Source organism: Roseomonas sp. TAS13, from assembly GCF_001950415.1.
GTDB classification, from domain to species: Bacteria; Pseudomonadota; Alphaproteobacteria; order Acetobacterales; family Acetobacteraceae; genus Roseomonas; species Roseomonas mucosa.
Genome location: NZ_BDLP01000084.1, coordinates 1 through 13,813, shown reverse-complemented (window position 1 = coordinate 13,813; position 13,813 = coordinate 1). Strand labels below are relative to the sequence as shown.

The 13,813-nt window shown below is 72.2% G+C and carries 14 protein-coding genes; 9 read left to right on the top strand and 5 right to left on the bottom strand.

Annotated features, from left to right (window positions below; all coding sequences use genetic code 11):
• The coding region (locus ROTAS13_RS09230) for a c-type cytochrome (protein ID WP_075822156.1) at positions 1 to 282 on the top strand (282 nt) is incomplete at its 5' end.
• 72 nt (positions 283 to 354) lie between these two features.
• Here the strand turns inward: ROTAS13_RS09230 and ROTAS13_RS09225 are convergent.
• The gene (locus ROTAS13_RS09225; RefSeq protein ID WP_075822155.1) at positions 355 to 1,695 is read right to left on the bottom strand and encodes a glycosyltransferase 87 family protein; all 1,341 of its coding nucleotides are present in this window, start codon (positions 1,693 to 1,695) and stop codon (positions 355 to 357) included.
• 337 nt (positions 1,696 to 2,032) lie between these two features.
• Here ROTAS13_RS09225 and ROTAS13_RS09220 point away from each other — a divergent pair, with 337 nt between their 5' ends.
• The 4 genes from ROTAS13_RS09220 (at position 2,033) to ROTAS13_RS09205 (ending at position 5,249) form a co-directional block, all read left to right on the top strand.
• A complete protein-coding gene (locus tag ROTAS13_RS09220) occupies positions 2,033 to 2,788 on the top strand; it encodes an SDR family NAD(P)-dependent oxidoreductase (protein WP_075822154.1) in 756 nt (251 codons plus the stop codon).
• A 109-nt stretch (positions 2,789 to 2,897) separates the two neighbouring features.
• Positions 2,898 to 3,263, top strand: coding sequence for a hypothetical protein (locus ROTAS13_RS09215; RefSeq protein ID WP_019459359.1), 366 nt, complete (start codon positions 2,898 to 2,900; stop codon positions 3,261 to 3,263).
• A 199-nt stretch (positions 3,264 to 3,462) separates the two neighbouring features.
• A complete protein-coding gene (locus ROTAS13_RS09210) occupies positions 3,463 to 4,107 on the top strand; it encodes a DNA-3-methyladenine glycosylase (RefSeq protein WP_019459360.1) in 645 nt (214 codons plus the stop codon).
• Between the two features lie 206 nt (positions 4,108 to 4,313).
• Positions 4,314 to 5,249 (top strand): metallophosphoesterase, encoded by a 936-nt coding sequence (locus tag ROTAS13_RS09205; protein ID WP_075822153.1) that lies wholly within the window; start codon positions 4,314 to 4,316, stop codon positions 5,247 to 5,249.
• Here ROTAS13_RS09205 and ROTAS13_RS09200 read toward each other — a convergent pair.
• Complete coding sequence (locus tag ROTAS13_RS09200) at positions 5,221 to 5,994, bottom strand: alpha/beta fold hydrolase (RefSeq protein ID WP_075822152.1); 774 nt, start codon at positions 5,992 to 5,994, stop codon at positions 5,221 to 5,223. The two genes, ROTAS13_RS09205 and ROTAS13_RS09200, sit on opposite strands and share 29 nt — an antisense overlap.
• A gap of 70 nt (positions 5,995 to 6,064) precedes the next feature.
• Positions 6,065 to 7,069 carry an NAD(P)H-quinone oxidoreductase gene (locus ROTAS13_RS09195; protein ID WP_019459363.1) on the bottom strand — a complete coding sequence of 335 codons (1,005 nt, stop codon included), beginning with the start codon at positions 7,067 to 7,069 and terminating at the stop codon, positions 6,065 to 6,067.
• A gap of 285 nt (positions 7,070 to 7,354) precedes the next feature.
• Here ROTAS13_RS09195 and ROTAS13_RS09190 point away from each other — a divergent pair, with 285 nt between their 5' ends.
• On the top strand, positions 7,355 to 8,647 hold the full coding sequence (locus ROTAS13_RS09190; protein ID WP_253187649.1) for an ABC transporter substrate-binding protein: 1,293 nt from the start codon (positions 7,355 to 7,357) through the stop codon (positions 8,645 to 8,647).
• Between the two features lie 39 nt (positions 8,648 to 8,686).
• Here ROTAS13_RS09190 and ROTAS13_RS09185 read toward each other — a convergent pair whose 3' ends face one another.
• Together ROTAS13_RS09185 and ROTAS13_RS09180 are read right to left on the bottom strand one after the other, a co-directional pair.
• Complete coding sequence (locus tag ROTAS13_RS09185; protein ID WP_026032904.1) at positions 8,687 to 9,661, bottom strand: tripartite tricarboxylate transporter substrate binding protein; 975 nt, start codon at positions 9,659 to 9,661, stop codon at positions 8,687 to 8,689.
• A 125-nt stretch (positions 9,662 to 9,786) separates the two neighbouring features.
• Positions 9,787 to 10,950, bottom strand: coding sequence for a pyridoxal-phosphate dependent enzyme (locus ROTAS13_RS09180; RefSeq protein ID WP_075822151.1), 1,164 nt, complete (start codon positions 10,948 to 10,950; stop codon positions 9,787 to 9,789).
• A gap of 514 nt (positions 10,951 to 11,464) precedes the next feature.
• On the opposite strand from ROTAS13_RS09180, the gene ROTAS13_RS09175 reads away from it, so the two are divergent.
• The 3 genes from ROTAS13_RS09175 to mtnA are packed head-to-tail and all read left to right on the top strand — an operon-like array spanning position 11,465 to position 13,628.
• Positions 11,465 to 11,959: a DUF983 domain-containing protein gene (locus tag ROTAS13_RS09175; protein ID WP_019459367.1), complete on the top strand. Its 495-nt coding sequence runs from the start codon at positions 11,465 to 11,467 to the stop codon at positions 11,957 to 11,959.
• Positions 11,952 to 12,470 carry a UPF0262 family protein gene (locus ROTAS13_RS09170; RefSeq protein WP_226946040.1) on the top strand — a complete coding sequence of 173 codons (519 nt, stop codon included), beginning with the start codon at positions 11,952 to 11,954 and terminating at the stop codon, positions 12,468 to 12,470. Before ROTAS13_RS09175 ends, ROTAS13_RS09170 begins: the two co-directional genes overlap by 8 nt.
• Positions 12,471 to 12,518: 48 nt before the next feature.
• The gene (gene mtnA, locus ROTAS13_RS09165) at positions 12,519 to 13,628 is read left to right on the top strand and encodes an S-methyl-5-thioribose-1-phosphate isomerase (RefSeq protein ID WP_075822150.1); all 1,110 of its coding nucleotides are present in this window, start codon (positions 12,519 to 12,521) and stop codon (positions 13,626 to 13,628) included.
• Positions 13,629 to 13,813: the final 185 nt, after the last annotated feature.

Sequence of the window (13,813 nt, the reverse complement as noted above, 5' to 3'; positions counted from 1 at the left end):
GCATGGGGGGCCGAGGGCGACGCGCGGGCCGGGCGCCGGCTGGCCGGCGGGCAATGCGCCGGCTGCCACGGCAATGACGGGCTGGCGGTGGTGCCGGGCGCGCCCAACCTCGCCGGGCAGGTCGCGGATTATCTCGGCACCCAGCTGGCCGCCTTCCGCTCCGGTGCCCGTCAGCAGGAACAGATGAACCTCGCGGCCCGCGAGCTGACCGACGCGCAGATCGCGGATCTCGCCGCCTGGTACGCCTCGATCCGCGTCGAGGTGGAGATCCCGGGGCGCTGACGCCCGCCACAGCGGCCGCGGCGGGGCACCGTCCGGCGCGGCCGGTCCGCGTGCCCTCGCCCCTTCCCGGCTTCAGGAAATCTGCGCCTGGGGCGTCCGCCTGTCCTGGTCCAGCCGTTCCGGACGAGCCGGCGCGGCGGCCGCCATCTCCTTCCGATCCCGCAGGTGGCGGCGCAGCAGCAGCAGCAGCGCAGCCGTGGCGAGGAACACGCCCAGTATCGGCAGCTTCGGGATGTCGAAGAGGAAGCGGGTATAGGTCAGCACGGCCGCGGCCTGCATGCACAGCGCGGCCGGCCAGAGGCCCGGGCGGAGCAGGGTGAGCACATAGGTGAGGACGCCCGCCGCGATGAAGTAGCGCTCATGCATCCGGGGCGCGAAATAGGGCACCAGCAGCGCCGCCAGGGCCAGCATGGTCACCAGCTGCGCCGGCCCCGGCCGGCCACGGCAGGTCAGAAAGGACAGCAGCAGCGCGCCACAGGCCAGCAGCGCGAGGGCCACGCCCGCGAGGATCATGCCGTCGTGCTGCGGCAGGACGGCCTGCAGCCAGAGGAAGGTGTCGGGAGCCAGGCGCGACAGCAGAGGCGGCTCACGGAAATCCGCCGGATAGGCGACGAGCTGCTGAACGATCAGCCAGGGATTGGGTGCCGCCATCGACAGCAGCGGATGCTCGCCATACTGGCTGGCGTAGAAGGTGAAGAGCTCCCGCAAGGGCCGCCCCGCCAGCACCGCCGGCAGCATCATCGCCGCATAGGTCAGCGGCACCAGCATGGCATCGCGCAGCGCCCGCAGGGCGCGCCCTGGCACCGGCAGGTCTCGCAGCAGCAGATAGGCGACGAAGGGCGCGACCACGGCGGCCAGTGGCTTGAAGGCCAGGGCGATGCCGAACATCACCATGGCCCAACCGCGCCTTCCCCGAAGCAGGGCATGGAGGAAAGCCAGCAGAAAGGAGACGTAGATCACGTCCGACTGGCCCCAGACGATGCTGTTGAGGCTGATCTCCGGCAGCGTGGCGAAGATCACCGCCGCCAGCAGGGAGAATTCCCGCGACCGGCCCACCGCGCGGCAGATGCCATGGACCTGTGTCGCCCCGAACAAGGTCCAGAGCATGGAGCAGAGCTTCACCGCCACGGTCGGGCTGAGCCACCCGTCGGTCAGGGTGCAGAGGACGAGAACGTAGATATAGGGCGGGGTGTAGTCGGAGAATCCGCCATGCAGGGCGGCCAGCCGGCCCTCGGCCAGGATGGCCTGATACCAGGGAAGCAGGAACACCCCGAAATCGCTGTTGGAACGGGTGATCCAGAACCAGGCCATCGCCAGGGCCGCCAGGGAAAGAACGAGTGCCAAGCCACGCATCACCATGAGGGCGCGCGCCGATTCCGGCGAAACCGTCTCGATCTTCTGGATGTGCGCCATGTGACTTGCTTTTTCTTTACCAGAACATGGCAATAGCAAAATATTTCAAGAATGCTATATTAAAGATACGTTGGCCCCGTAGTTTTCACCGTTTTGGGACTGGCTCACCGCGTGGCGGAGCCGCCTGAAGGTGGCGCGCTGCTACAATCCAGCACGGCAAACCTGTGGGACACCGGCACACCGCCGCCAGAGGCCGAGCCGTTTCCCCGGATACATTGACGCCCTTCCCGCCTCGGCCGAGTCTATGCGGGTCCGGCATCAGTTTTGCAACTTTTAGTTGCAGTGCCGCCGACGGCAACGGGTTGCGGCACAGGGATCGCCCTGAGGGGACAGCGGCATGCGGATTCGGTTCGATGGCATCACGGTGGCGGTGACCGGCGCGGGGCATGGCTTCGGGCGACGCATCGCCCACGACTTCGACGGTCTGGGCGCGCGCGTCTTCGCCTGCGATCTTTCGGTGGAGGAGCTTGCGGACACCGCCACGGGCACCGGCATCGCGGCTGAGGCCTTCGACCTCACCGCCCCCGGCGCCGCACGCGGCTGGATCACCCGTGTCGAGGAAGCCAGCGGCGGGCCGGTCGGCGTGCTGGTCTGCAACGCCGGCGGCGTGCGCGGGCAGGTGATGCACCCGCTGGAGGAGGTGCCGGAGGCGGACTGGCATGCGCTGTTCGACATAAACCTGCACGCCGCCTTCAACCTCTGCGCGGCCGTGGCGCCCGGCATGAAGCGCGCCGGCACGGGGCGGATCGTCACCGTCAGCAGCAGCGCCGGGTTGCGCGCCTCGCTGACCGGCATCCAGGCCTATTGCGCCGCCAAGCACGGGCTGGTCGGGCTGACCCGGCAGCTCTGCCACGAGCTCGGCCCGCATGGCATCACCGTGAACTCCGTGGCGCCAGGCTTCGCCCCCACCAACCCTGCCAGCATCGCGCAGTTCGAGAGCTATGGCTCCGAGGGTCGGAAGGCGCTGCTGGACGGCATCGCCCTGCGCCGCCTCGGCACGGCGCAGGACATCGCCAACGCCGTGCTGTTCTTCGCGAGCCCCCTCGCTTCCTGGATCAGCGGCGAGGTGCTGAGCGTGAACGGCGGCCGCTGAACCACGCGCCGCGATGGCGCGACCGTGACCGTCTCCACCCCTGGCCCAACCCGTGCCCGCGCGGCAGTTTGACGCGGTGCGACCCATGACCCCGAGGGGAATCCTTCCCGTGACCCGTTCCACCATCCTGGCCGGCCTGCCGGCCCCCGCCAGCGTCCTGGCCGGCTTCCTCGCCGGCTTTCTTGCCCTGGCCGGACAGGCCGTCGCGCAGCCCGCCCCGGCGCCCGCCACGCCCCCCGCCCCGGAGGCCGGCCGGCACGAGACGAAGTTCGAGTATATCGACCAGTCGCTGGAGGCCCTGCTGAAGGACGGCTTCGAGGTGCGCACCTCGATCGGGCCGATGCTCTTCCTCTCCAAGCCCGGGGCGCTCGGCGCTGCCCGCACGGCGGCCTGCACCGTCGGCCTGACCAACAGCATGATGGCGCGGCCGACGGAGATGAAGCAGGCGCCCTCGACCTGCTTCTCGCTGAACTAGGGCGGATCGCCGCCGGACGGCCCCGCCCGGAAGCGTGAAGCCGCCTTCCGGGCGAGAGGACCGATCGTCCGCCAGGGACGTCCGGGAACCGGAAGGTCCCCCGGGGCTGGACCGGCGCGGCGGCCGTTGGACGGGATTGGCGGAACGGTGGCTTTGTGCCAGTTTTGTTCTCGTCCTTCCCGATGGGCCGCCCCAGCACATGAGCAACCGCGAAGCCCGCCGCCATCTGGCGCAGGATCCCGTCCTGGCCCCGGTGATCGCCCAGGTCGGCGCTTGCCGCCTGAAGCCCGTCGGCGGGCGTGAACCCTATGAGGCCCTGGTCCGGGCCATTGCGCACCAGCAGGTGCATGGCCGCGCCGCCGAGGCGATGCTGAACCGGCTGATCGCCCTGGCGCCCGGCCATCCCTTCCCGCCCCCGGCCGGCATCCTGGCGCTGCCCGAGGGCGCCTTGCGGTCCTGCGGCTTCTCCGGCGCCAAGCAGGCCGCGATCCTGGACATCGCCCATAAATCCGCCGCCGGCTGGGTGCCCACCCGCCGCGCCGCCAGCCGCATGGCGGACGAGGCGCTGATCGAGCGCCTGGTGGCGCTGCGCGGCGTCGGCCGCTGGACGGTGGAGATGCTGCTGATCTTCACCCTGGGCCGGCGCGACGTGCTGCCGGTGGACGATTTCGGGGTGCGGGAGGGCTATCGCCTCGCCGCCGGGCTGGAAAGCCAGCCCCGCCCGCGCGACCTCGCCACGATCGGCGAGGCCTGGTCCCCCTTCCGCTCCGCCGCCTCCTGGTATCTCTGGCGCGCGGCGGACCTGCACAAGGCCGGGCAGTTCCGGATGCCCCAGGCGATCTGAAGCAGGCGATCCGGACCGGACCACCCGGACCGGGCCACCCGGACCGGGCCACCCGGACTGGGCCACCCGGACTGGGCCACCCGGACTGGGGCTGTCCGAACCCGCCGGCCGCCATGGACGCGCGCCACCCATCCGCGGCGTGACGCTTTCTCCATCCCGCCCCGCCCGCCATGGACGCCGCGGGAAGCCCCGTGCCAGAAGCGGGCATGTCTTTGCTGACCCGCCGGAACTTGCTGGCCGCCGGCGCCACGCTCCTGGCCACCGGCGCCTCCGGCTCCGCCTATGCCATGGTGATCGAACCCGGCTTCCGTCTCATCGTGCAGGAATACCGGATCCCCATGGCCAGTTGGGGCGACCGGCCGGAGCTGCTGATCTGCGCCACCGCCGACCTGCACAGCGGCGATCCCTGGATGCCGCTCAGCCGTGTGGAGCGCATCGTGGACCTGGCGAACCGGCTCCAGCCCGACCTGCATGTGGTGCTGGGCGACCTGCCGGGCGCGCTGCGCGGGCGCTTCCGCCGCGCCTTCCCCGCCCCGCCGCCGGAGGAGACCGCTTGGCGCCTCGGCCGGCTGGAAGCGCCGCTGGGCGTCTTCGCGGTGACGGGCAACCACGACTGGTGGGACGACCGGGAGGCCGTGCTGAACCGGCAGGGCCCGCCCCGCTCCGCCCGCGCCATGAGCGAGGCGGGGCTGAGCCTCCTGTCCAACGAGGCGACGCGCCTGCCGCTCGGCCCACCCGGGCGTGATGGCGGCGTCTGGCTCAGCGGCATCGACAGCCAGCAGGCCTTCTGGCCGCTGATGCACTGGGAGGGGGCGGACGACCTGCCCGCCGCCCTGGCGCCCCTGGCCCTGGACGACGCCCCGGCCATCCTGCTGGCGCACGAGCCTGACATCTTCCCGCACGTCCCCGCCCGGGTCGGCCTGACCCTGTCCGGCCATACCCATGGCGGGCAGATCCGCATCCTGGGCTATTCGCCGATCGTGCCGTCCCGCTACGGCCGCCGCTACGCCTATGGGCTGGTCGAGGAGGAAGGGCGGCGGCTGGTGGTTTCGGGCGGGCTGGGCTGCAGCCGCTACCCGGTCCGCTTCGGCGTGCCGCCGGAGCTCACCCTGGTCAGGCTCGGCCCTCCAGGAAAGGCGTGATCGCCTCCAGGAAGCCGGCCGGGTTCTCGGCATGCAGCCAGTGCCCGGCCTTCGCCACCGTGGCGAAGCGCGCCTGGGGGAAAAGCGCGCGGAGGCCCGGCTCGTCCTCCGGGCGGATATAGCCGCTGCTCTCGCCACGCAGGATCAGCACCGGCCCGTCATAGCGCGCCCCCGCCGACAGCGCCGGCCAGCCGACGATGTCGTCCATCGCCGCCGCGATCTCCTCCAGCCCGATCCTCCAGCGCGGCGGTTCGGCGGCAAAGTCCAGGTTCTGCAGCAGGAAGGCCCGCACCCCCGCCTCTGGCACCGCCTCCACCAGCGCGGCATCGGCCTCCTTGCGCGTCAGCCCCGGCCGCAGCGGGATGGCCCGCATCGCCGCCGCATAGGCGCCAAAGGTCGGGCGGTAGTCCCGTGGGGCGATATCGGCCACCACCAGGCGCGACACGGCGCCCGGATCGGTGAGCGCCAGCATCATCGCCACCTTGCCGCCCATGGAGTGGCCCAGCACCGCTGCCGGCCGCGCCTCCGCGGCCCGCAGCGTTTCCGCCACGTCCCCCGCCATGGCCGGGTAGTCCATGCGGGCATCGTGCGGGCTTTCGCCATGGTTGCGGAGGTCGAGCGCCAGGACGCGATGCCGCTCCGAGAGGTTCCGCTGCACGAGGCCGAAATTCCGCCCCTGGCCGAACAGCCCGTGCAGCAGGGCGACGGGCTCCCCCGCTCCGGCTTCGAGCATCTTCAGGCGCATCGGCTCTTCCCCTCCAGGCCAGGGCGCTGGTTCGCAGGCGGGCGCCGTCCCGTCAAACCCGGCGGCCGGATCAGGCGGCCACCTCCAGCATGATCTTGCCGATATGAGTGCTGCTCTCCATCAGCGCGTGGGCCTCGGCCACCTTCTCCAGCGGGAAGCGCGCATGGATGCGCGGCGCGCAGCGCCCGGCGGTGAGCAGCGGCCAGACCTGCCCTTCCAGCGCCTGGGCGATGGCGCCCTTCTCCGCCGCCGTGCGCGGCCGCAGGGTGGAGCCGGTGACGGTCAGCCGCCGGACCATGATCGGCCGCAGGTCCACCTCGCTGGCCTTGGGCCCGTCCAGGAAGGCGATCATCACCAGCCGCCCGTTCTGCCCCAGGCAGCGGAGGTTGCGGGGGAAATAGGAGCCGCCGACCATGTCCAGGATCGCGTCGATCCCCTTGCCGTCGGTCAGGCGCTTCACCTCCTCGGCGAAATCCTGCTCGCGGTAGTTCCAGGCTTCCGCCGCGCCGAACTCGCGGCAGGCGGCCACCTTCTCCGCGCTGCCGGCGGTGGCCAGCATCCGTGCGCCGAAGGCCTCGCCGAGCTGGATCGCGGTGATGCCGATGCCGGAGGTGCCGCCATGCACCAGCGCCGTCTCGCCCGCCTGCAGCCGCCCCAGCCCGAAGAGGTTGGCCCAGACGGTGAAGAAGTTCTCCGGCAGCGCCGCCGCCTTCACGGCGTCATAGCCTCCTGGCCAGGGCAGGCACTGGGTCTCCGGCGCCGCCACGTATTCGGCATAGGCCCCGCCATTGGTCAGGGCGCAGACGCGGTCGCCCGGGCGCCAGCGGCCGACATTGGCGCCGCAGGCCACCACCTCGCCCGCCGCCTCCAGCCCCAGCACCGGGCTGGCGCCCGGCGGCGGCGGATAGCTGCCCTGGCGCTGCGCCACGTCGGGCCGGTTCACCCCGGCCACCAGCACGCGGATCAGGACCTCCTCCGGCTTCGGCTGCGGCAGGGGCCCCCGGGCCACCCGCATCACCCCGGGGTCACCGCCCTCGCCGTGCTCGATGAAGCGCATGCTGTCCGGCAATGCCATGGCGGCCTTCCCCCCTGTATGGACCCGCGCCGGCCACGCCCTGCGGCAGCAGGCAAGGCGCGGGGCGGCGGCGAACCTCCAGGGTCGGGACAGGAAGCCGGGGCGTCAAGGCCGGGCGCCCGGCAACCCGGGAGGGGAAGGCTTCCCGGGACGCGCCAGGGCATGAACAAGGACCGGCCCCTTTCCCCCGAAGCCGCCGGGGAGCGCCCCGGGGTTGCGCTGGCCGGGCGCTTCCGCTTGCATGCCTGCCGGATTTCCCTCCAGCCGGGCCAGATTCCCCCTCCGATGCCTCCTGCCGCGCGCCGTCCCCTGCTGGCGGGCCTTGCCGCCTTCCTTTTGCCCGGCATCCGGCCCGCCCAGTCGCAGGCCCCGGCCGTGCCGGGGGTCGGCCAGACCATGCCGCCCGCCGTCACGGTGGGGGAATGGCGCCTCGGTGCCCTCTTTCCCTTCACCGGGCCCTTCGCGCTGATGGGCGACGAGGCCTATCGCGGGCTGGAGAGGGCGGCGGACGAGCGCAACGAGGCGGGCGGCCTCGCCGGGCGCCAGATCCGGCTGCTGCGCGGCGACGCCTCGGACCAGACCCAGGCGGTGAGCGAGGTCCGCCGCCTGACCTCGGGGGAAGGCCGGGTCGCCTGCGTCTTCGGGACCACCATCTCCGCCCTGGCCCTGGCCGCCTCCCAGGTGACCGAGGCGCTGGGCACGCCCTATTTCGAGCTCGGCGCCATCGCCGATGCGCTGACCGCGCGCGGCGCCCGCTTCGTCTTCCGCAGCTGCCCGCGCGCCATGGAATTCGGCCGCCTCTCGGTGGATGCCGTGGCCGACCGTCTCGCCCCCGCCTGGAAGGCCGACCCCAGGGCACTGCGCATCGCCATCCTGGCGGAGGACGGCCCCTATGGGCAGAGCGTCGCCGCCGCCCAGGAGGACCGGCTGCGCGCACGCGGCATCCCCCTCGCCGTCCGCCTGTCCTTTCCGTCCCGCACCACGGATCTCGGCACGCTGCTCGGCCAGCTCCGCACGGCGCGGGCCGAGGTGGTGCTGCACAGCGCCTATGCCGGCGATGTCGTCCCCTTCTTCCGGGCCATGCGGGAGGCGCGCTGGCAGCCGCGCATGGTGATCGGCGCCGGCGGCGCCTACAGCCTCAGCGACACCGCCCGCAGCCTGGGGCAGGAGATCGAGGGGGTGATGAACGTTGATGTCACGCCCTTTGCCACGGATGAGGCCGCCGCCCCCGGCGTGGGCTCCTTCGCCGAGGCCTACAAGCGCAAATACGGGGCCGAGCCGCGTTCCGGCCACAGCCTCGCCACCTATGCCGGCGCCGCGGTCTTCCTGGAGGCGCTGAGCCGCGCCGGCACGGCGGAGAAGGAGCGCCTCCGCGCCGCCGTGCTTGCCACTGATCTGCCCGAAGGCAAGGCCGTCACCGGCTGGGGCGCCCTTTTCGACGAAAGCGGTCAGAACACCCGCGCCCGCCCGCTGCTGGCGCAATGGCAGGAGGGCCGGCTGGTGACGGTGGCCCCGGCCCCGGCGGCGGTGGGCGCGCTCCGGGGAAGTCTCGGCGCGGCGCGTGCCGCCACGCCCTGACGGGTTTCCCGGGGGGTCAACCTGCCCCCGGGGGACTTCCTAGCTCGCCGTGATCCCGGCATCCTTGATGATCGGCTCCCACTTGGCGATCTCGGCCTTCAGGAAGTCGCCGGTGGCCTCGGGCGTGAAGCTGGAACGGGTCTCCATGGTGAGGTCCGACAGGCGCTTCTGCACGGAATCCATGGCCATGACCCGGTTGGTCGCCGCGTTCATCGCCTGGACGATGGCGGGCGGCGTGCCGGCGGGGGCGAAGATCATGTGCCAGGTATAGGCCTCGTAGCCCGGCACCCCGGCCTCGGAGAAGGTCGGCAGGTCGGGCAGCTGCGGCAGGCGCCTGGCGGAGGAAACGGCCAGGCCGCGCACCTCGCCCCGCTGCACGAAGGGCAGCGCGTTGTTGGCCACGTCCAGCATCATCACCACCGTGCCGCTCAGCAGGTCCGGCATCGCGGCGGCGGAACCGCGATAGGGCACGTGGTTCACCTTCAGCCCGCCCGCCTGCTTCAGGAACAGCTCGCTCGCCAGGTGCAGCGCCGCCCCGGCACCGGTGCTGGCATAGTCGAACTTGCCCGGATTGGCCTTGGCCAGGGCGATGAACTCCTGCAGCGTCTTCGCCGGCAGGTCCTTGTTCACCATCATCAGCATCGGGATCACGCCGGTCATGGTGACGGGCGTGAAATCCGCGATCGGGTCGAAGGGCAGCTTGGCGAAGATCGCCCGCAGCGTGGCATGGGCGATGGTGGTGTAGAGGAAGACCGAGCCGTCCTTCGGCGCCTTGGCCACCACGTCGGAGCCCACGACCACACCGGCCCCGGTGCGGTTCTCCACCACCACCCGCTGCGGCAGCTGCTTCGACAGCTCGTCCGCGATCAGCCGGGCCGGGATGTCGGTCGGCCCGCCGGCGGCGAAGGGCACCACGAGGCGCACCGGCTGGTCCGGCCAGGTGCCCTGGGCGCGCAGCACGGCGGGGGTGGCAAGGGTCGCGAGGGCGGCCCCGGCCAAGGTACGACGCCTCATTCGTTCCTCCAGAACATCGTTCAGCCCGGCGCGGTGGCCGGACCTTTCACGGCGGATTACGCGTCAGTCATGACAGAAGGTCAATCGTACCGAAAGGCACGGTGCCCCTCAGGCTGTGCCGCTGGTCAGCCCGCCGCCACCCCGGCAAAGGGCGCATCGGCGCCGAAGGCCAGCACCCGGCTTCCGGCATCGAGGCCCAGAGCCGACCGCGCCGCCGGGTCGCGCACGGCCAGCAGCAGCCCCGCCATCACCGCCGCGCCGCGCTCCCCTGACCTGATCGCTCCGTCGATCCCGGCGGACAGGCTCCGCCTCGCCCCCGCCACCGCCTCCGGCGGGACGGCGAGGCAGGCGAAAGCGGCTCGCTCCAGCTCCCCCCAGGCCAGCAGCGACGTGCTTTCTCCCGCCTCGCCTCGCCCGGCCCGGGAATGGCCGGTCCAGGAATGGGCGGCCTCCCGCATCAGCCCCTCCGGCTGTTGCCCCTCGCCTTCCGCCTCCACCACGACCAGCCTCGGCGCCGTCCCGCCCAGGCGGCGAGCCTCCACCGCGACCGCCGCGGCCAGGGCACCGCTGCCGCCAGAAACGAAAACATGGCTGGGCGGAGCGGGCAGGCCGGAGAAGGCTTCCTCCGCCACGAGGCGGCAGCCCTGCATCACGTCGCGCGCCGCCTCGGTCTGGCCTGGCCAGGAATGGTCCGACAGGAACAGCCACCCCCCCGCCTCCGCCCGCCGCGCCGCGTCCCGCACCGCGCACCGCTCTCCTGCCGGTCCGCCCGGGCATTCCAGGACTTCCGCGCCCTGGCCTGCCAGCGCCTCACGCCAGGCGGCCGGGCTTCCTGCCGGCAGCAGCGCCACGCAGCGGGCATGGAAGCGCCGCGCCCCCCATGCCACGGCCAGGGCGAAGCCGGCCTCCGGACCGCTGGCCAGAGTGATGCCCCGCGTCGCCTCCGCCAGTCGCCCGGATTCGAGCTCCGGGGCCTCCGCCGCCCGCGCCACGCCGCGCCGGGCCAGTTCCGCCGACAACAGGCGCTTCACCGCATAGGCGGCCCCCAGCGCCTCGGCACCGCCCACGGCCTCCGGTCCGGCGCGCCGGCCTTCATCCTTCCAGTGCAAGGCCGCGAGCCCAAGCGCCGCCGCCAGGCCGGGAAGGCCGGTCGGCGGCGCCGGCGCATGGCCGGGCCAGGCCGTGATGGCAGCCCGGGCCCGCCGCCAACCCCCTTCCGGCAGGGTCACGAGGCCCGGAACGCCGGGATGCGGATTGACGAGGCAGTGAAGGGAGGCGGGCGCGCTCATGCCGCCAGCCTAGCCGGCGATCGCCCCGCGGTGGAATCGCCGGGCCTGAAGCGCCTGCCGGGACAACACCCCGCACCCTGCCACGCCGCGTCCCCGGCGCCCCGCTTCCTCTGGTGGTCTGGCCATTCCGGACCGGGCTTCGCGAGGGCTATCCCATCGTGCCACTTCCCGGCACCATTCCTCCCCATGGCCGCCCCTGGCGCAAATCTACGCCAGGGGACGTCCTGCAATGGCGGGGGAAGCCGGGTCACGGGTTGATGCGACCTCGGCGAGACCGCATTTGTTGCACTGTGCCAAGCTTCGTTCACAAGCGGACGACAGGCTTGCATTTCGCCATCGGACATGCCGATGTTGCGTTGCACAAATACGATCCCCGAAGACAAGGGGCACGCAAGCCCTGGGCAGACGGGGCAGGAACGTCGGAGACAACGCGGACATGACGCAGATTTCCCATTTGGGCGGGGAGGCCCTGACCGCCCACAGGCCACCAGCCGCCCCTGCGGTGGATGCCCCGTTGGCCCATCCGACAGCCAACGGCACCTTTCCCGAAGCGCGCTGGAACCCACGGCAGGGACCGCCGGAAGCGCCCGCCGGGGCTCCCCCCCTGCCCTCCCTGCTGACGGCGATGGGGCGCGGGCTCCGCAACCGCTGCCCGGTCTGCGGCGAGGGCCGCGTCTTCCAGGGCTTCCTGGCCGTGGCGCCCGCCTGCAGTCATTGCGGCACGCCGCTGGGGCGCATCCATGCCGACGACGCCCCGCCCTATTTCACCATCTTCATCGTCGGCCATCTGCTGCTGCCGCCGGTTTTCTGGGTGGAAAAGGCCTACCACCCGCCGATGTGGTTCCACATGGCGCTTTGGCTGCCGCTCTTCGCCGTCGTGACGACGCTGCTGCTGCGGCCGGTGAAGGGGGCCACGGTGGGGCTGATGCTCAAGCTGGGCTTCGGCGGGGCCGAGGACATCCCCCTGGAGAACCAGGACCATCTCCGAAGCGGGCGGCACGATGTCTGACGGCCGGACGCCGATGGGCCACGTCACCGAGGCGTCCCAGGCCGAAAGCCAGCGCCTGGTCCGGATCGAGCTGCCGGAAGGGCTGACGCCGCACAGCCCCTATGCCGAGGCCGACCGCGCCCAGGCGGTGGCCGACCTGCTGGCCGGCAACCGCTTCGACCCGCCCGGCCTGCCGCCCGGTCCCTATGGCCTGCACCTGGACCTGCGGGAGAACCGGCTCTGGCTGGACATCCGCGGCCCCAACGGCGCGCCCCTGCACGGCTTCGCCCTGTCGCTCAGCCCCTTCCGGCGGCTGATCAAGGACTACCTGATGGTCGTCCAGGCACATGAGGAGGCGGTGACCCAGGACAGCCACGACGCCCGCATCCAGGCCATCGACATGGGCCGGCGCGGCCTGCACGACGAGGGCGCGGACCTGCTGCGGGAGCGGCTGGAGGGCAAGGTCGCGGTGGACCTCGTCACGGCCCGCCTGCTCTTCACCCTGGTCTGCGCCCTGCACAGCCGCGTGTAGCCGAAATTTCATGGGTCCCGGCGCGATCATGGGCCATATCCCGCCCCCATGAAGATCGCCGGTGTTCCCTATCGCAGCATCTGGGTGGACGAGGAGGACGGCTGGTCCGTCCGCATCTTCGACCAGACCCGCCTCCCCTGGGCGGTGGAGACCCTCCGCCTGACCGACGAGGAGCAGGTGGCCCAGGCCATCCGCTCCATGCAGACGCGCGGCGCGCCGCTGATCGGCGCCACCGCCGCCTATGGGCTCGCCCTCGCCCTGCGCCGCGACCCTTCCACGGAGAACCTGGAGCGGGTGGCCGCCATGCTGGGCGAGACCCGTCCCACGGCGATCAACCTGCGCTGGGCGCTGGAGCGGATGCTGGAGGCGCTGCGCAACCAGCCGCCGGAGCGACGTGCCGAGGCCGCCTATGCCGAGGCCAAGGCCATCTGCGACGACGACGTCGAGACCAACCGCCGCATCGGCGAGCACGGGCTGGAGCTGTTGCGCGGCATTGCCGCCCGCAAGCAGGCCGAGGGCCGCGGCGGCGAGCCGGTGAACGTGCTCACCCACTGCAATGCCGGCTGGATCGCCACGGTGGACTACGGCACCGCCCTGTCGCCGATCTACCAGGCCTTCGACGAGGGCATGAAGGTCCATGTCTGGGTGGACGAGACCCGCCCGCGCAACCAGGGGGCCGCGCTGACCGCCTGGGAGCTGGGCGCCCATGGCGTGCCGCACACGGTGGTCTCCGACAATGCCGGCGGGCACCTGATGCAGCATGGGCAGGTCGATATCGTCATCGTGGGCACCGACCGCGTCACCCGCAACGGCGACGTGGCCAACAAGATCGGCACCTACCTCAAGGCCCTGGCCGCGAAGGACAATGGCGTGCCCTTCTGGGTCGCCCTGCCGCATTCGACCTATGACCCGCGCGTGGCCGATGGCGTGCGGGAGATCCCGATCGAGGAACGCTCCGCCGCCGAGGTCACCGACATCACCGGCCGCGCACCGGACGGCTCGCTGGTCACGGTGCGCGTCGCCGCCGAGGGCAGCGGCGCCGCCAACCCGGCCTTCGACGTGACGCCGGCGCGCCTCGTCACCGGGCTGATCACCGAGCGCGGCCGCTGCGACGCCAGCGCCGAGGGCCTCGCCGGACTCTATCCCGAGCACGGGTGAACCCCTCCGGCCCCGGCCCGCCCGCTCTCCGGGGTGGGCCGGGGCCGGAATCCCCCTTTCCGCCGCCTCAGCGGACCTGCCCGCCCTCCTCCCCCACCATCCCGTCCGGCATGGCCATCAGGCCCTGCATCGCGCGGGCAGCCAGCACGGCCAGCGCCTGGGACGGCAAGGCCATGCCGTCGAAG

What these genes read in the sequence shown, in the direction of transcription:
- ROTAS13_RS09170 (WP_226946040.1), top strand. Translation starts at nt 11,952, where the DNA reads ATGTCTGACGGCCGGACGCCGATGGGCCACGTCACCGAGGCGTCCCAG.
- ROTAS13_RS09210 (WP_019459360.1), top strand. Translation starts at nt 3,463, where the DNA reads ATGAGCAACCGCGAAGCCCGCCGCCATCTGGCGCAGGATCCCGTCCTG.
- ROTAS13_RS09185 (WP_026032904.1), bottom strand. Translation starts at nt 9,661, where the DNA reads ATGAGGCGTCGTACCTTGGCCGGGGCCGCCCTCGCGACCCTTGCCACC.
- ROTAS13_RS09220 (WP_075822154.1), top strand. Translation starts at nt 2,033, where the DNA reads ATGCGGATTCGGTTCGATGGCATCACGGTGGCGGTGACCGGCGCGGGG.
- ROTAS13_RS09195 (WP_019459363.1), bottom strand. Translation starts at nt 7,069, where the DNA reads ATGGCATTGCCGGACAGCATGCGCTTCATCGAGCACGGCGAGGGCGGT.
- ROTAS13_RS09190 (WP_253187649.1), top strand. Translation starts at nt 7,355, where the DNA reads ATGCCTCCTGCCGCGCGCCGTCCCCTGCTGGCGGGCCTTGCCGCCTTC.
- ROTAS13_RS09200 (WP_075822152.1), bottom strand. Translation starts at nt 5,994, where the DNA reads ATGCGCCTGAAGATGCTCGAAGCCGGAGCGGGGGAGCCCGTCGCCCTG.
- ROTAS13_RS09205 (WP_075822153.1), top strand. Translation starts at nt 4,314, where the DNA reads ATGTCTTTGCTGACCCGCCGGAACTTGCTGGCCGCCGGCGCCACGCTC.
- ROTAS13_RS09180 (WP_075822151.1), bottom strand. Translation starts at nt 10,950, where the DNA reads ATGAGCGCGCCCGCCTCCCTTCACTGCCTCGTCAATCCGCATCCCGGC.
- ROTAS13_RS09225 (WP_075822155.1), bottom strand. Translation starts at nt 1,695, where the DNA reads ATGGCGCACATCCAGAAGATCGAGACGGTTTCGCCGGAATCGGCGCGC.
- mtnA (WP_075822150.1), top strand. Translation starts at nt 12,519, where the DNA reads ATGAAGATCGCCGGTGTTCCCTATCGCAGCATCTGGGTGGACGAGGAG.